This window comes from Mesorhizobium sp. M2E.F.Ca.ET.209.01.1.1 (assembly GCF_004010375.2).
Classification (GTDB): domain Bacteria; phylum Pseudomonadota; class Alphaproteobacteria; order Rhizobiales; family Rhizobiaceae; genus Mesorhizobium.
The window spans coordinates 108,347-123,185 of the sequence record NZ_SADP02000012.1 but is presented as its reverse complement, the minus strand read 5'-3'; the positions used below and the strand labels follow the sequence as shown (position 1 = coordinate 123,185).

At 64.3% G+C, this 14,839-nt stretch carries 16 protein-coding genes; 8 read left to right on the top strand and 8 right to left on the bottom strand.

Going from position 1 to position 14,839, the window contains the following annotated elements:
- The first annotated feature begins 45 nt into the window (after positions 1-45).
- Together gloB and EN852_RS21880 are read left to right on the top strand one after the other, a co-directional pair.
- On the top strand, positions 46-813 hold the full coding sequence (gene gloB / locus EN852_RS21885) for a hydroxyacylglutathione hydrolase (protein WP_127876960.1): 768 nt from the start codon (positions 46-48) through the stop codon (positions 811-813).
- Positions 814-819: 6 nt separating this feature from the next.
- Positions 820-1,251 carry a cupin domain-containing protein gene (locus EN852_RS21880; RefSeq protein ID WP_127876958.1) on the top strand — a complete coding sequence of 144 codons (432 nt, stop codon included), beginning with the start codon at positions 820-822 and terminating at the stop codon, positions 1,249-1,251.
- Positions 1,252-1,348: 97 nt separating this feature from the next.
- On the opposite strand, the gene EN852_RS21875 is transcribed toward EN852_RS21880, so the two are convergent.
- Genes EN852_RS21875 through EN852_RS21865 form a run of 3 tightly spaced genes read right to left on the bottom strand, consistent with a single transcriptional unit; the run spans position 1,349 to position 3,728 of the window.
- Positions 1,349-2,020: a lysoplasmalogenase family protein gene (locus tag EN852_RS21875; protein WP_127876956.1), complete on the bottom strand. Its 672-nt coding sequence runs from the start codon at positions 2,018-2,020 to the stop codon at positions 1,349-1,351.
- Entirely contained in the window at positions 2,017-2,904 is an 888-nt protein-coding gene (locus EN852_RS21870) for an EamA family transporter (RefSeq protein ID WP_127876954.1), read from the bottom strand. The genes EN852_RS21875 and EN852_RS21870 overlap by 4 nt, the downstream gene beginning before the upstream one ends.
- A 32-nt stretch (positions 2,905-2,936) precedes the next feature.
- Positions 2,937-3,728: a DUF3108 domain-containing protein gene (locus EN852_RS21865; RefSeq protein ID WP_127876952.1), complete on the bottom strand. Its 792-nt coding sequence runs from the start codon at positions 3,726-3,728 to the stop codon at positions 2,937-2,939.
- Positions 3,729-3,986: 258 nt separating this feature from the next.
- Between EN852_RS21865 and rpmB the strand changes: the two genes are divergently transcribed.
- From rpmB to EN852_RS21840, 5 genes are all read left to right on the top strand, one after another.
- Positions 3,987-4,283 (top strand): 50S ribosomal protein L28, encoded by a 297-nt coding sequence (gene rpmB / locus EN852_RS21860; RefSeq protein WP_040989302.1) that lies wholly within the window; start codon positions 3,987-3,989, stop codon positions 4,281-4,283.
- Between the two features lie 111 nt (positions 4,284-4,394).
- Entirely contained in the window at positions 4,395-5,081 is a 687-nt protein-coding gene (locus tag EN852_RS21855) for a queuosine precursor transporter (RefSeq protein ID WP_127876950.1), read from the top strand.
- 121 nt (positions 5,082-5,202) lie between these two features.
- Entirely contained in the window at positions 5,203-5,877 is a 675-nt protein-coding gene (locus EN852_RS21850; protein WP_127876948.1) for a hypothetical protein, read from the top strand.
- An 85-nt stretch (positions 5,878-5,962) separates the two neighbouring features.
- Entirely contained in the window at positions 5,963-7,738 is a 1,776-nt protein-coding gene (locus EN852_RS21845) for a GtrA family protein (protein WP_127876946.1), read from the top strand.
- Positions 7,739-7,958: 220 nt separating this feature from the next.
- A complete protein-coding gene (locus tag EN852_RS21840; RefSeq protein ID WP_127876944.1) occupies positions 7,959-8,771 on the top strand; it encodes a hypothetical protein in 813 nt (270 codons plus the stop codon).
- Between the two features lie 36 nt (positions 8,772-8,807).
- Here EN852_RS21840 and EN852_RS21835 read toward each other — a convergent pair whose 3' ends face one another.
- The 4 genes from EN852_RS21835 to EN852_RS21820 form a co-directional block, all read right to left on the bottom strand.
- Positions 8,808-9,824 carry an esterase-like activity of phytase family protein gene (locus tag EN852_RS21835; RefSeq protein WP_127876942.1) on the bottom strand — a complete coding sequence of 339 codons (1,017 nt, stop codon included), beginning with the start codon at positions 9,822-9,824 and terminating at the stop codon, positions 8,808-8,810.
- Positions 9,821-11,719, bottom strand: a complete 1,899-nt coding sequence (gene cobT / locus EN852_RS21830) for a cobaltochelatase subunit CobT (RefSeq protein ID WP_127876940.1) — start codon at positions 11,717-11,719, stop codon at positions 9,821-9,823. Before cobT ends, EN852_RS21835 begins: the two co-directional genes overlap by 4 nt.
- Positions 11,720-11,775: 56 nt before the next feature.
- The gene (gene cobS / locus EN852_RS21825; RefSeq protein ID WP_095816850.1) at positions 11,776-12,762 is read right to left on the bottom strand and encodes a cobaltochelatase subunit CobS; all 987 of its coding nucleotides are present in this window, start codon (positions 12,760-12,762) and stop codon (positions 11,776-11,778) included.
- Positions 12,763-12,886: 124 nt separating this feature from the next.
- On the bottom strand, positions 12,887-13,510 hold the full coding sequence (locus tag EN852_RS21820) for a J domain-containing protein (RefSeq protein WP_042643766.1): 624 nt from the start codon (positions 13,508-13,510) through the stop codon (positions 12,887-12,889).
- A 136-nt stretch (positions 13,511-13,646) separates the two neighbouring features.
- Between EN852_RS21820 and EN852_RS21815 the strand changes: the two genes are divergently transcribed.
- Positions 13,647-13,949 (top strand): BolA family protein, encoded by a 303-nt coding sequence (locus tag EN852_RS21815; RefSeq protein WP_127876938.1) that lies wholly within the window; start codon positions 13,647-13,649, stop codon positions 13,947-13,949.
- On the opposite strand, the gene EN852_RS21810 is transcribed toward EN852_RS21815, so the two are convergent.
- Positions 13,950-14,756 (bottom strand): alpha/beta hydrolase, encoded by an 807-nt coding sequence (locus tag EN852_RS21810; RefSeq protein ID WP_127876936.1) that lies wholly within the window; start codon positions 14,754-14,756, stop codon positions 13,950-13,952.
- Between the last annotated feature and the right edge of the window lie 83 nt (positions 14,757-14,839).

The following is a 14,839-nucleotide window of genomic DNA, read 5'->3' as shown; positions in this document are numbered from 1 at the left end:
CGGCCGGTCGCCCTATGTCTGCGGCGATAACGGAGAAAGATGCCGATGGCGGTCGAAATCGAGCAGTTCATGTGCCGCACCGACAATTTCGGCGTGCTGGTCCACGATCCGAAAAGCGGCGAGACGGCGATCATCGACGCGCCGGAAGAAGCGCCGATCCTGGCGGCGATCAAGCGCACCGGCTGGACGCCGACATTGATTCTCACCACGCACCATCATGCCGACCATGTCGAAGCCAATCTGGCGCTGAAGGAGCGCTTCAAATTGCGCGTCGTCGGCCCGGAAGCCGAAAAGGCAAAGATCCCCGGCATCGATGAGACGGTCAGCCAAGGCTCGGTCGTGCGCCTTGGCGATGAACGGATCGAGGTCATCGAGACGCCCGGCCACACCGCCGGCCATGTCTCCTACCACCTGCCGGCCTCGAAGGTGGCGTTCACCGCCGACACTTTGTTCGCGCTGGGTTGCGGCCGCCTGTTCGAATGCAAGCCGCCGGTGATGTATGAATCGCTGAAGAAGCTGGCGGCGCTGCCGGCGGAAACCGCCATCTATTGCGGCCACGAATACACTCTGGCCAACGCCCGCTTCGCGGTAACGGTCGATCCGGGCAACCCGCTTCTGAGGCAGCGCGCGGCCAGGATCGAGGCGCTGCGCGCCGACAACAAGCCGACGCTGCCAACGACCATCGGCGAGGAACTGTCGACCAACCCGTTCCTGCGCTGGCACGACCCGGCGATCCGCAAGCATCTCGGCATGGAGAAAGCCGGTGACGCCGAGGTGTTTGCCGAGATCCGCAAGCGCAAGGATAATTTCTGAATATCGATGAAAAGCGCCGCCGAGATCATTGCAACGCTTGGCCTCGAGCCGCACCCCGAGGGCGGCTGGTATGCCGAGACGTTTCGCGACGCCGCGGGCGGCCCGCGCGGTCATTCGACCGCGATCTACTTCCTGCTCGAGCAAGGCCAGCTTTCGGCATGGCACCGGGTGAAGGACGCGGCCGAGGTCTGGCATTACTATGCCGGTGCGCCGCTGGCGCTGTCGATGCATGAGGAAGGCGCAGGCGTGGTCATCGAGCAGGTTCTGGGCACGGCCCTTGCCGCGGGCGAGCGGCCGCAGCTCGTCGTACCGGCCGGCTGGTGGCAGTCGGCGCGCAGCCTTGGCGAGTGGACGCTGGTCGGCTGCACCGTGGCGCCGGGCTTCGACTTCGCCGCTTTCGAGCTGGCTGAGCCGGGCTGGCAGCCGAGGATCGGCTAGAGCAATTCCAGGAAAAGTGTGAGCGGTTTTCCGTCCGGAATTGCGACAAAACAAAGAGCTGGAGCGTTTCACTGTTTCCGAAAAACAGTGAAACGCTCTAGCTGATTAGAAATCCCAGCGTGATGGCCAGCTGGGCCGCATAATACAGCACCCAGACCGCGTAGCGCATCCAAAGGCGCTGCGGCGAGATCGCCGCGAGCAGGAAGCGCTCGGTCGCCAGCAACCCGTCCGAGGCGATGAACAGCACCGCGCCGGCGATGACCCATGCGCTGCCGGTGGTGAGCGCCGAAATGCCCATGGCGAGGATCGCCGCGACATAGACGGCGATCGGAATGCGCAGTTGCGGACCGACGCGGCACCAGAGCGCGGCAAGCATGACGATGCTGAATGCGGCCATGGCGAGCGCGATCGCACCCCGCCAGGATTCGGCGTTCAAAAGGCCGAGTCCGCCGCCTGACCGCGCGAACAGGGCGACATAGGCGACGTGGCCGGCGAGGAAGCTCGCCAGCCCGCCGAGAAAGGTCTTTTCGCCGTCGCGCGACAGGAAGGCGTCGCCGATGGCGCTCAAGCCCAGCGCCGCGACAAGCAGCAGCGGACCGCCCTGCATGGCGGCAAGCACGGCCAGCAAGGCGACGGCAAGCGTCTTTGCCGCCGTGCGCGTCCATTTCGGCGGCATGTCGAGCGCAAAGGCGTAGATCACCGCCGCGGCGAACGAGAACAGAAGCGTCGCGTTGGCATTGGCCTCGATGCCGCCGGGAAACGGCATCATGCGTTCACCTCTTTGGCCGTCGGCTTGCGCATCAGCAGAGACTTCGCGGCCAGCGCAGCACCCCCGGTGATGAGCACGCAGGCCGCGAGGATGCGCAGCGACGGCTCGGCGACGCCGGCAGCGATCAGCACCAGCGTCGACAGAAGCGGCGCCGCATAGCTCGCGGCGCCCAGCACCTGGATGTTGCCGCGCTTGACGCCAATATCCCAGGCGTAAAACGCCGCGCCAACCGGCATCAGGCCGAGCCCGATGACGGCCAGCCACTGTCCAGGACCCTCCGGCAGCACCGTTTTCTCAAGCAGAAGATGACAGGCCAGCGAAAGCACCGACGTCGCCGCGCAGAACCAGGTGACGATGGAGGTCGGCACCGAGGGGAAGCGCCGCGACAAGAGCGAGTAGGACGACCACAAAAGCGCACAGACGGCGGCCATCGCGTAGCCGAAGGCATAGCGCGCGTCGAAGGCCAGCCCGCCGCCCTTGGTGACGATCAGGAAGGTCCCGGCAAGGCCGAGCAGCGCGCCGACGACATGGTTCCAGGCCAGCCGCTCGCCCGGCATCAGCGCGGAACCCAGCACGATCAGCAACGGCCACAGATAGGCGATGAGGCTTGCCTCGACCGCTGGCGCGTTGCGCAGCGCCGTGAAGTAGAAGAAATGGTAGCCGAACAGCCCAGCTATGCCGATCACCCAGACCTGTGGCGGAATCTTCTGGTTTCTGTCGGCGGCCGGCATCACCAGACGCGCCGCCAGCCCGACGCATGTGCCGATGGCGAAGGTGATGGCCGACAGCAGGAAGGGCGGCACCTGCCCGGAAGCGTCGGTGAGCAACGCCAGCAGCGCCCACATGGCGACCGCCGAAAAACCGATCAGTGTTGCGCGCCCCATATCTCCCCCGCCGGCGCGTGGCGGCGCCTGACCTAATTTACCGCTTCGAACCGTCTAGCGCTGATGGTCAACGGACCGATCTGGGTGCCGACCGTGGCGCGGATCGGCGCATATACGCCGGATTGGCCAACCGGCGCAAACGTCACCAGCATGCGGCTCCTGTTCTGGAGGAAGTTCAGCGCCTTGCGGCCCTTGCGGTAGCCTGCCACCGGCTCGAAGCCCATCTTGCAGGTCACCGTGTCGCCCTTGTAGCCCGGCACCGAGATCGAGCCCTTGGAGGCATAGGTCAAGCTCAAGTCGGCGCGCATTTCGCCATCGTAGAACTTGACCGTGCGTCCGCAGACCTTGTCCAGACTGTCGGCATGGATGACCGTCGCGGCCATCGGATCGAGCACCGATTTCAGGTCTCCGTCGCCGATCGGCACCCAGCTCTTCGGATCGCGCTTGCCCGGCGCGGGAACGACTTGCGTGGAGGTGACCGACCCGTTGCTGAAGCGGATGTCGACCATCGAGGCCTTCTTGCCGGACGTATAATCGGCCCTGAACACCTGCGGCGTCATACGCTTGTCGGAAATGGTGCCTTTCGACGAAATCGTGCCTTTGGTGTCGTCGAACAGCCTGCCGAGCCCGGCGGCCGAGACGGTGCCGTCGATGGCGTAGGTATTGCCCTCGTAGCGGCTGGAGAAAGTCGCCCTGGCGATCGAAAGCCCGAGAAACGAGACCGTGTATTCGCCCTTGAAGGATTGCGGCGAGGGGGCGGCGAAACCGGTTGCCGGCACGGCAAGGGCAAGCAGGCTGGCAAGTGCATGAGCAGGACGGAGCATGGCGGCTGGCGAATCCCTGGCAGTTCGGCCGAAACGCTAAGGCTCCAGCCTGGCATATCCCTTCGCGAAGGGCTTATAATACGAAATCCGGCCTTTATATGGAGCGCGCCGCACCGCAGGCCACGTGCCGGAGCTTGACGCAGTGGTGAAATGCCACTATGGAACGCCAACTTTTCCAAAGGCCGCCTGACCGAGACCGCGCGCCGCCTGGCGCGGGCAGAATGGTTTGGCAGGTTTAGAAACTGAAGGTTAGTCAAGATGTCCCGCACCTGCGAACTCACTGCCAAGGCAGTTCAGACCGGCAACAATGTGAGCCACGCCAACAACAAGACCAAGCGTCGCTTCCTGCCGAACCTGGTCAATGTGACGCTGATTTCCGAAGCGCTGAACCAGAACGTTCGGCTGCGCATTTCGGCCAACGCGCTGCGTTCGGTCGAGCATCGCGGCGGCCTCGACGCCTTCCTGGTCAAGGCCGACGTCAAGGAATTGTCGCAGCGCGCTCGTCTGCTGAAGAAGCAGATCGCCAAGAAGCTTGCCGAGCAGTCCGCCGCTTAAAGCAGCTTTCGGGCGAGGGACGACCGCCTCGGGCACCGGCCATATCCGTTGTCCGAATAAGAGCGAGCGTCGGCACGACGCTCGGCTGGTTCCATTACCCAGGATAAAAAAATGAATTTCCTGATGCGATACCTGCCCTTCGTGGCCGCCATGGCGCTTGTCGTTGTGGCGTCGAACATCCTTGTGCAGTTCCCGATGCAGGGCCAGGTCGGCGGCCTGTCGCTCGCCGACCTGCTGACCTGGGGCGCCTTCACCTATCCTTTCTCCTTCCTGGTCACCGACCTTGCCAACCGCCGCTACGGCCCGGCCGTGGCGCGCCAGGTGGTGTTCGTCGGCTTTATGGCCGCGGTGACCTGCTCGATCCTGGTCCCGCCCTTCCTCTTCCGTCATGGCCTGATCGAGTTCGAGACCGCCGCCGACCGGCTGGTGCGCATCGCGGCCGCTTCCGGTGCCGCCTTCCTCACCGCGCAATTGCTCGACGTCACCGTGTTCAACCGGCTGCGCCGGCAGAGCTGGTGGCGCGCGCCGATCGTCGGCACGCTGGTCGGCTCGGTGTTCGACACGATCGTCTTCTTCGGCGTCGCCTTTTCCGCCGCCTTCGCCTTTGCCGGCCCCAACGACAGCTTCGCGCTGGAGGCCGCGCCGCTGATGGGCGTGCTGCCGGTCGAGACGATGCGCTGGGTCTCCTGGGCGCTTGGCGACCTTTCGGTCAAGCTGATCATCGCTGTCGTGGCGCTGATCCCCTACCGGCTGCTCGCCGCCCGCTGGAGCCAGCCGGCGGTCGCTGTCGGAGCATGATCCCAAAAAGTGGGATCCGGTTTTTGGAAAAGATCATGCTCCAAACAGAAGGAGAGAGCATGATCCCAAAAAGTGGGGCCCGGTTTTTGGAAAAGATCATGCCCGAACGAAAAGGAAAAGCATGATCCCCTGGGTCCAGCTTGATTCCGCCCGCACGCCCGATGGCGGCCAAGAACTGCGCCTGAAGCAGCGCGGCACTGAATTTTCGATCATGCTCGGTACCAACGAGCTGATGAACAGTCGCCTCAGCGGCTCGGAGGAGGCGCTCGCCAGGCTTTCCTGCGAGCGGATCGCTAGCCGCAAGCAGCCGGGGATCCTCATCGGCGGGCTGGGCATGGGCTTCACCTTGCGCGCCGCCCTCGCCGCCCTCGGTAGCGAAGCCGCCGTCACCGTCGCCGAGCTTGTCCCCGCGGTCGTTGGCTGGGCGCGTGGCCCGATGGCGAAGATCTTTGATGGTTGCCTCGACGATCCTCGCGTCAGCATTCGCGAGGCTGATGTCGGTCAGCTGATAAGGGCGCAGAAAGCCGTTTGGGACGCCATCCTGCTCGACGTCGACAATGGTCCCGAGGGCATCGTCTACAAGGGCAATGACTCACTTTATGACGCGGCTGGGCTGGCCGCCGCGCGCGCCGCGCTGAAGCCAGGCGGTGTGCTGGCAGTCTGGTCGCAGGGACCGGACAGCGGCTTCACCCGGCGGCTGAAGCAGGCAGGCTTCGCCGTCGAGGAAGTCAACACGCGCGCCCACGGCAAGCGCGGCGCCCGCCACGTGATCTGGATTGCAGCCAGGGAGCCTTGAGCCACAGGATCGGCACGGCGGCTTTACGCTTTGTTACGGCCGATGATGCAGGATCGCGAAAACTTTCCAGGGCATCGCGACCAGCATGACCGTGCCAGGCACCGGTTGGAAAAATGATCTCCTGCTCGCGTTGTGCGCCACGCTGGTGGTGCTGACGATCAACGCGGTCTCCGGTTTCCAGACCCTTCGCGATTATGGCGCGGACAATGACAGCATGCTGCGGCTGGTCGAGGTCCGCGACCTGCTCGCCGGCCAGGGCTGGTTCGATCTTCATCAATACAGGATGGGCACGGCCGGCGGCTTCGTCATGCACTGGTCGCGGCTGGTGGATGCGCCGCTCGCATTGCTTATCATGGCCCTCGATGCGCTCGGCGCCAGCACCGCCACCGCCGAACGCGCCGCGCAGATCATCTGGCCGACCGCGCTCTATGGACTGACCATATTCGTGCTCATGCGCGCCTCGCGGCGCTTCGCCGGCGCCAACGTCGCGATGCCGTCGCTCATCCTGTCGACGGCCGCGCTGTTCTATCTGGTGATCTACAGCCCGGGCGTGATCGATCACCACAATCTCCAGCTGCTGCTGACGGCGGCCAGCCTCTGGCTTCTGATGGAAGCGCCCTCCTGGCGAGTTGCAGCCCTTCTGTCAGGCATTTGCGCCGGCCTGACGCTCGCTGTCGGCATGGAGACTGCTCCCTATGTGGCGACGCTCGGCGTCTGCGCCGCGGTCCTGTTCGTCCTCGACGACAAGGAGCGCCTCCCAGCGCGCGGCTTCGGCCTTGGATTTGCCGGCGTCGCCTTCCTGGTCTTCGTGGCGACCATCCGGCCGGCCGACTGGGACGTCGCCCAGTGCGACGCCTTCTCGTCCTTCCAGTTCGCGGTTGCCGCGCTTTCCGGTTTCGGCCTGGCGACCGCCAGCGCGTTGACCGCGTCGACGGCGCGGGCCAGGCTTGTCTCGATGCTGGCGCTCGCGGCGGTAGTCGCGGCCGTGGCGATCGTGTTCTTCCCGCAATGCCTGGCATCGCCCTACGCGGGCATGGACGAACGCATCCGCACCTATTGGCTGGCCGACGTGGTCGAAGCGCAGCCCTTCTGGAGCGTTGCCATCCACCAGCCGAAGCTGATGGCGGCGCGCTACGTGACGCCCATCATCGCCATGCTGCTGATCGGCTTTCAGCTGCGAAGCCGTCGCCTGCGCCGCGACGAGATGCTTGCCGCCATCCTGCTTTTCGTCGCCTTCGGCGTCAGCCTCTGGCAGGTGCGCGGCTCGACCTTCTCCGTCGCCTTCGCCGTGCTGCCGCTCTCGGCCTGGATCGCGAAAATCCGCCTCAAGGCGAGCGCCGCGCCCTCATGGCGCCTTTCCACCGGCATTGTCATGGCGTGGCTGGTCTCGCTCAATGCGACCTGGGCCGGGGTAGCGGTGGCGGCGCAATCCGTGGTCCAGAAGGCGCCGCAGCAGATCAATTCCGATCCCGATCATGCCGTGACCTGCGGCAAGCCGGACGACTTCCGCGATCTGGCCGCCTTGCCGGCGACGACGGTGCTTGCCTCGTCCAATCTCGGCTCGGGGATATTGATGTTCACCGGCCACCGGGCGCTGGCCGGCCCCTACCACCGCAATGTCGCCGGCAATCTCGCCATGCTCGACGCTTTCATGGGAACGCCGGAAGCAGCCCGCGCCGTCATCCAGCGCGAGCGAGTGGGATTGATCGCGATCTGTCGCGGCAACACGGAAGAGATATCGCTGGGCTTGGACGCACCCAAGGGCCTTGCCGCGGCACTGCTGCGAGACGACGTGCCGGATTGGCTCGAGCTGGAGCCCTCGACCGCGGGCAAGCCGATCGAGATCTATAAGGTTCGTTGAATATCGGCCTGGAGCCATATCAGCATCGTCGGCATCACGCTTTGCACCGCACTACTCTTGTGCTGAACCATCTTCACTTTGTGAGGCGGCAAACCGCGACTAAGATCAGTCCGGTGGATCATTGCAATCCAGCCTGTGCTTTGGTTAGCATTTCGCCCGAGCAGCGATATATGTGAGCAGGGAATTTGGATTCGGGGTTCCAGTTGGGGAAAGAACATCCATGTCGGTTATAGACGGCGCGGCGGCGCCAGCATCAGCCACACAAACGCTGCAGCATGTTGTCTCCCACATGGTGGAGGCCGTGAACCGCGCCAGGTTTGTGGAAATGCCGTTCTGGCACCTGGAAATGACCGATGTCTTCCCGGCGGATCTTTACCTGCGCATGCGCGCAGCCATGCCCGAGGCGCGCGAATATCGCGCGCTCAAGGGCCGCAACAATGTGAACATCAAGGCCGACGGGACCGCGACGCGGGTCAAGATCGACCTCTACCCCGAATATATCCGCCATCTGCCGGCTGAGAAACGAGCCGTCTGGGCCCTTGTCGGCAAGGCGTTGCATGCGCCGGAACTGAAGGAGGCATTCATGCGCCGCCTTGCCCCCGGCCTGGAGCGCCGGTTCGGCTCGGACTTCATGAAGGTCGGCATGTATCCGGTGCCGATGCTGACGCGCGACGTGCCGGGCTACAAGATCAATTTCCACACCGACACGAAATGGAAGGGCATCACGGTACAGTTCTACCTGCCGGAGGACGAAAGCATCAACCACATCGGCACGCGCTTCGCCCAGCGCAAGCCGGGCGGCGGCGGTTTCGAGAATTCACACCGGATGTCGTTTTCGCCCAACACGGGCTACGCCTTTGCGGTCGGCACCGACACCTGGCACGCGGTCGACATCGTCGGACCCGAAGTCCGCACCCGCGACAGCATCCTTCACACCTATTTCGTCGACAACACCGCGACGCTCAAGATCCGCAACCGCAGCAAGCGCGCGGCCAATTTCCTGATGAACGAGGTCCGTCACGTCGGCCGGTAACCTCGCGGCGCTGGCAAAGCCGGGCTCCATGCCGGCTCAGTCCTGGTGCAGGATGAATTCCAGATAGAGATTGCGCTGCAGGATCGAATGGTTGTCGTCGGATACCAGCGACACCATCAGCGCGCCGTCGTCGCGTGTCCAGACGTCGAGCCCTTCCATATTGTCGATCTGGTAGCCCATGTCGGCCTCCATCAGTACCGGCCCGTCGGCGACCGCGCCCTTCTCGACGCTCTCGCCATAGATGCGCCGCAGCCGCATCTTCACCCCGCGCGCGATCGAGAAGCTGCGCTCCAGAAGCAGCAGGTCGCCATCCGGCAGGAAGGCGCCGTCGGTGATGTCGAAATCGCCGTTCCGCTTGATGGTGAAGACGCCCTTGTGCGGCCCTTCGATAATGGCGGCATAGACGTTGCCCGCATTGTCGAGGCTCCTTTCCGAGACCACGACCAGCCCGCCCGCGTGCTGCCCGTAAGGGTTGGCGTGGGTGACGGTCTCGAAGCCGCGGTTCTGGCGCAGTTCCCTCGCAGGAACCAGATAGCCGAGCTGCCGGACCGGCGCTTTCATATTGTCGGGATCGATCTTGAACTGGGCGACGCGCTGGTCGCGCTCGAAGCCGACGGTGGCGATGCCGTCCTTGACAGCGAGCCCCTCCGCGTCGACCTCCCATTTCCTGTGGATCGGCCGGCCCGAGACGTCAACCATCTGCTGCATGCGGAAATTCTTGACACCCGAGGGGCGCTTGCCGGCGTCATGCGCGATCGTGCCGAAGAACCAGAAGCCGGTGTCGGCGACCCCGATGAAGTCGCTGCCCGGCTTCAAGAAACGAAACGCCGACAGCGCGCCGAAATCGCGCGCCGGCGAGGTCATCTCCAGCCCGCCGACGAATTCGAACGGCCCGAACCGCGTCTCGTCATGGCCGGTATGGAACTGGGTGATCGGCCGCGCTGAAATTTCGACGGTCTCGACGGAAGCTCTTTGGGCGGCAATGGCCGGCAAAGCGCAGGTCAGCACGCAGGCGAAGAGCGTCCGCCGCGCGCGCCGCCCCGAAAAGATCATCCGACGCGCCGCAGCCCGCCGCGGCGGGTGTCGCGCGCGCTTTCCTCGCCAAACAGCGAGGCGAGCTGCTCGGTCATGGCCCCGGCCAGTTCCTCGGCGTCGACGATGGTGACGGCGCGGCGGTAGTAGCGGGTGACGTCGTGGCCGATGCCGATGGCCAAAAGCTCGACCGGCGAACGCGTCTCGATCAGCTCGATGACTGCCCGCAGATGCCGCTCCAGATAGTTGCCCGGATTGACCGAGAGCGTCGAATCGTCGACCGGCGCGCCGTCCGAGATCATCATCAGGATCTTGCGCTGCTCGGGCCGGCCGATCAGCCGGTTATGCGCCCAAAGCAGCGCCTCGCCGTCGATGTTTTCCTTGAGCAGACCCTCGCGCATCATCAGCCCGAGATTGCGCCGCGCGCGCCGCCATGGGTGGTCGGCGGACTTGTAGATGATGTGGCGCAGGTCGTTGAGCCGGCCGGGATTGGGCGGCTTGCCGTCCTTCAGCCATTTCTCGCGCGCCTGCCCGCCTTTCCAGGCGCGGGTGGTGAAGCCGAGGATCTCGACCGAAACGCCGCAGCGCTCCAGCGTGCGCGCCAGGATGTCGGCGCAGGTCGCAGCGACGGTGATTGGCCGGCCGCGCATCGAGCCCGAATTGTCGAGCACGAGGGACACGACGGTGTCACGGAACTTGGTGTCGCGCTCCTGCTTGAAGGACAGCGGCTGCATCGGATCGATGACGACACGCACCAGGCGGGCCGGATCGAGATAGCCTTCCTCCAGGTCGAAATCCCAGGAGCGGTTCTGCTGCGCCATCAGCCGGCGCTGCAGCCGGTTGGCCAATCGCCCGACGACGCCGGACAGGTTGGCGAGCTGCTTGTCGAGGAAGGCGCGCAGCCGGTCGAGCTCCTCTTCCTCGCAAAGATCCTCGGCGCCCACCGTCTCGTCGAAGGCGGTGGTGAAGACCTTGTAGTCGATCTCTTTCGGCAGGTTGAGGAACAGGTTGTCGTTGCGCTTGGCCTCGCCGGGCGTCTCGGCGTCGGAATCGTCCTCTTCGGAGAGGTCGTCGGAGGTGGCGTCCGTCGCTTCCGTCTCGGCCGACTCTTCCTCGTCGGCGGAGGCTTCGGCATCTTCCGACTGCGACTGCTCGGAGCCTGAATCCTCCTCGCCGCCTTCCTCGCTCTGTTCCTCGCCCTGCTGCTCGTTCTCTTCGTTTTCTTCCGAATCTTCAGTTTCCTGGTCGTCGCCGAGTTCCTCGGCCATCTCCATGGAAACCAGCATGTCGCGCACGACGCGGGCAAAGGCCTGCTGGTCCTCAAGCTTGGCCGAGAGGCCTTCGAGGTCGCCGCGGGCCTTTTCCTCGACCCAGGGACGCCAGAGATCGACCAGCCGCTCGCCGCTCTTCGGCACTGCGCGTCCGGTGAGTTTTTCGCGCACGATCAGCGCGATCGCTTCCTCGAGCGGCGCGTCAGCCTTGTCCCTGACGTCGACGAGATTCGCCTTGGCGTATTTGTCCTCGAGCATCGAGCCGATATTGTCGGCCACGCCCTGCATGGCGCGGCTGCCGATCGCCTCGACGCGGGCCTGCTCGACGGCATCGAAGATGGATCGCGCGAGCTTGCCTTCCGGCGCCAGCTTATTGTGGATGCGCTGATCGTGGCAGGCCCGCTTCAGAGCCATTGAGTCGCCTAGGCCGCGCGTGATCGCGATGTCGTTGCGCGACGCTTTCTTGGGCAGTTCAGGCAGGCGCGCCCGATTTCCGGCCAGCGCCGGCCGGTCCTTGGCGAAGCCGACCTCGAGATCCTTGTCGCCGGCGACGGCGCGCATGCACACGGTGACGGCGCGCTTGAAGCTGTCCGCTTCAGACCCGTTCTTCGGCTTGTTGCGCGTGTTGTCGCCCGGACCCGCCATTGATCATTCCCTGCGCGTTTTCATGCTGAAAGGCCGGAGGCCTTTCAGCTGCGCGCCTAGCCCAGCACCACGTTGGCGGCGCTCTCCGGCAGATCCTCGCCAAAGGCGCGCTGGTAGAACTCAGCCACCACCGAACGCTCCAGTTCGTCGCACTTGTTGAGGAAGGTCAGCCGAAACGCCATGCCGATGTCGCCGAAGATCTCGGCGTTTTCGGCCCAGGTGATGACGGTACGCGGGCTCATCACGGTCGACAGGTCGCCATTGATGAAGGCCGAGCGCGTCATGTCGGCGACGCGCACCATCTTGTTGACGATGTCCCTGCCCTTGTTGTCGCGATAGTGCTTGGCCTTGGCCAGCACGATGTTCACCTCATTGTCGTGCGGCAGGTAGTTGAGCGTGGTGACGATCGACCAGCGGTCCATCTGGGCCTGGTTGATCTGCTGCGTGCCGTGATAGAGGCCGGTGGTGTCGCCGAGACCGACCGTGTTGGCGGTGGCGAACAGCCGGAAGGCCGGATGCGGGCGGATGACACGGCTCTGGTCGAGCAGCGTGAGCCGTCCCGACGATTCCAGCACGCGCTGGATGACGAACATCACGTCCGGCCGGCCGGCGTCATACTCGTCGAAGCACAGCGCCACATTATGCTGATAGGCCCAGGGCAGGATGCCGTCGCGGAATTCGGTGACCTGCAGGCCTTCCTTGACGACGATGGCGTCCTTGCCGACGAGGTCGATACGGCTGACATGGCTGTCGAGGTTGACGCGCACGCAGGGCCAGTTGAGCCGCGCCGCGACCTGCTCGATATGCGTCGACTTGCCGGTGCCGTGATAACCCGACACCATCACGCGGCGGTTGTAGGCAAAGCCGGCGAGGATCGCCAATGTCGTCGCCTTGTCGAACAGATAATCCGGGTCGATGTCCGGGACATGCTCGGTCGCCGCCGAATAGGCGGGAACGATCATCTTGGAGTCGAAACCGAATTTCTCCTTCACCGACACCGTCGTGTCGGGCAGGTTGGCGATGTCGCGATCGACCTTGTTCATCTCTATCAACGTCTCCACGGGCGAAACGCCGCGTTTCGCCGGCAATCGATTTTGTCCGGGGGCGGTCTTAGAGCCTTTTCCAACCTTATGAAAGTTGGAAAACGACTTGGGACCGTGGGGCCGCTCAGCACAATCCTGCTTGCTTGAGCACGCGATAGGCCTGCAGCACATCGCGGAACCGGTCTTCCGAACCTCTGTCGCCGCCATTCGCATCCGGATGGTGACGCTTAACCAGTTCCTTATAACGCGCCTTGATGTCCTGACCAGTCGCCTTTGTGTCAAGGCCAAGCGTTTCCAGCGCCTTGGCCTCAAGCGGCTTTGCCTTGCGCTCGCGCGGCTCGCGCGCCCCTGAGCCGAACAGGTTGAACGGGTCGCGCATGCGGTTGTAGTAGCCGGCGCGCCCCGAGCGTTGCTGCGCGAAATCCGGCGCCGAGCGCGTCCCGCCGCCATTGGCGCCCATGCGCCAGGTCGGCCTGTGGCCGGTCAGCGCCTCCTTCTGGAAGCGTGCGATCTCGCTGTCCGACACGCCGGAGAAGTAGTTGAAGCCCTTGTTGTATTCGCGCACATGGTCGAAGCAGAAGCGGAAATACTCGCCCTCCTTGAGCCGTCCGACCGGCGCCCGGTGCGTGCCGGCCTCGTTGCAGCCGTCCCACTGGCAGACCGGCGCGCGCGACTTCAGCTCGGCGTCCTTCTCCGGCCGGATCCGGATCTTTTCGAAATATTTGGGATACGCTTTCATCTCACCCATTTATGGGCTGTTCGCATATGCGAAACAAGAATTGACATTTCGCCGATGATCGCTCTAACCGCTGAATCGCGGCTTAAAAGCGGTCGAAATTCAAGATTTTGCGGCTGTGCCGTAAATGTGGTGAAGGGAAGCCCGGATGTCCATACAGGCCAAGATGGAAGACAAGCTGAAAGCGGCATTTTCGCCCGAACGGCTCGCCGTCATCAACGAAAGCAACCTTCATGCAGGCCATCACCATGTCGAGTCCGGCCATCATGCGACGTTCGACGGCACGGGCGAGACGCATTTCCGCGTCCGCATTGTCTCGCCGAGTTTTGCCGGCATGAGCCGCATCGACCGCCACCGCGCCGTCAACGAACTGCTTGCCGACGAACTGAAGGCAGGCGTGCACGCGCTGGCGATCGAGCCGGCGGCACCCGGCGAGAAGACGCGCTGGTAGTCAGGCCACCGTCGCCTTCAGGAACGCCAACGCCGCGGCGGTGAGCGCGTCACCTTCCTCGCCGAAATCGCCATTGATCGACATATGCGTATAGGCGCTTCCGTCGAACAGCGTGACCTTGGTGCCGGTGGCGCGCAGGCGTTCCGCGAAAGCCTTTGACTCTTCGCTTCGCCCTGGCGCGCGCGAATAGGCGATGAAGGTTGGCGGATGTTTTTTGCCGTCGACATAGCTCGACGGCGACAGCGCCGCCCATTGTTTCGGGTCGGAGAAGACACGCGCATAGGCGCGCACCATGCCGCCATTTCTCGAAAGCGCGGCAAGATCATAGGCCCTGGTGTCGTCCAGGATCAGCGCGGCGACACCCGGCAACCCTCCGCGCATGCCGGTCAGCGCAACCAGATGGCAGCCGGCCGAATGGCCCATCCCGACGATGCGGTCCGGATCGCCGCCATGCCGGGCGATGTTGGCGCGCACATAGGCGTAGGCCTTTTCGACATCGCCGGCCTGGGTAGCGACGTCCGCTTCCGGCAACATTCGATAGTCGATCGAGACGAACACGAAGCCATTGGCAAGCAGGAAGTCCGGCTTTGAGCCGACCTGGCTCCGCTTGCCGAACCGCCAGGCGCCGCCATGGACGAAGAACACCACCGGCAGGTTTTTCGCGCCGGCCGGCGCGTAGATGTCGAGCTTGGCCGGGCCGTAATCGAGGGTTTGCGGTTCCGGCTGGCCCGGACGCTCGGCGGCTGACGCCCCCGCCGGCAACAGCGCCGCCAGGGTTGCCACGATGAAACTGCGTCGATTAATCATCGCCATCTCCGGCCAGGCTGTGTCCCGGCGGGCACGGGTGCTCGCCAAGCGTCTCCTTTAGGAAGCAAAAATGACAACTTTCG

What these genes read in the sequence shown, in the direction of transcription:
- gloB (WP_127876960.1), top strand. Translation starts at nt 46, where the DNA reads ATGGCGGTCGAAATCGAGCAGTTCATGTGCCGCACCGACAATTTCGGC.
- EN852_RS21880 (WP_127876958.1), top strand. Translation starts at nt 820, where the DNA reads ATGAAAAGCGCCGCCGAGATCATTGCAACGCTTGGCCTCGAGCCGCAC.
- EN852_RS21875 (WP_127876956.1), bottom strand. Translation starts at nt 2,020, where the DNA reads ATGATGCCGTTTCCCGGCGGCATCGAGGCCAATGCCAACGCGACGCTT.
- EN852_RS21870 (WP_127876954.1), bottom strand. Translation starts at nt 2,904, where the DNA reads ATGGGGCGCGCAACACTGATCGGTTTTTCGGCGGTCGCCATGTGGGCG.
- EN852_RS21865 (WP_127876952.1), bottom strand. Translation starts at nt 3,728, where the DNA reads ATGCTCCGTCCTGCTCATGCACTTGCCAGCCTGCTTGCCCTTGCCGTG.
- rpmB (WP_040989302.1), top strand. Translation starts at nt 3,987, where the DNA reads ATGTCCCGCACCTGCGAACTCACTGCCAAGGCAGTTCAGACCGGCAAC.
- EN852_RS21855 (WP_127876950.1), top strand. Translation starts at nt 4,395, where the DNA reads ATGAATTTCCTGATGCGATACCTGCCCTTCGTGGCCGCCATGGCGCTT.
- EN852_RS21850 (WP_127876948.1), top strand. Translation starts at nt 5,203, where the DNA reads ATGATCCCCTGGGTCCAGCTTGATTCCGCCCGCACGCCCGATGGCGGC.
- EN852_RS21845 (WP_127876946.1), top strand. Translation starts at nt 5,963, where the DNA reads ATGACCGTGCCAGGCACCGGTTGGAAAAATGATCTCCTGCTCGCGTTG.
- EN852_RS21840 (WP_127876944.1), top strand. Translation starts at nt 7,959, where the DNA reads ATGTCGGTTATAGACGGCGCGGCGGCGCCAGCATCAGCCACACAAACG.
- EN852_RS21835 (WP_127876942.1), bottom strand. Translation starts at nt 9,824, where the DNA reads ATGATCTTTTCGGGGCGGCGCGCGCGGCGGACGCTCTTCGCCTGCGTG.
- cobT (WP_127876940.1), bottom strand. Translation starts at nt 11,719, where the DNA reads ATGGCGGGTCCGGGCGACAACACGCGCAACAAGCCGAAGAACGGGTCT.
- cobS (WP_095816850.1), bottom strand. Translation starts at nt 12,762, where the DNA reads ATGAACAAGGTCGATCGCGACATCGCCAACCTGCCCGACACGACGGTG.
- EN852_RS21820 (WP_042643766.1), bottom strand. Translation starts at nt 13,510, where the DNA reads ATGGGTGAGATGAAAGCGTATCCCAAATATTTCGAAAAGATCCGGATC.
- EN852_RS21815 (WP_127876938.1), top strand. Translation starts at nt 13,647, where the DNA reads ATGTCCATACAGGCCAAGATGGAAGACAAGCTGAAAGCGGCATTTTCG.
- EN852_RS21810 (WP_127876936.1), bottom strand. Translation starts at nt 14,756, where the DNA reads ATGATTAATCGACGCAGTTTCATCGTGGCAACCCTGGCGGCGCTGTTG.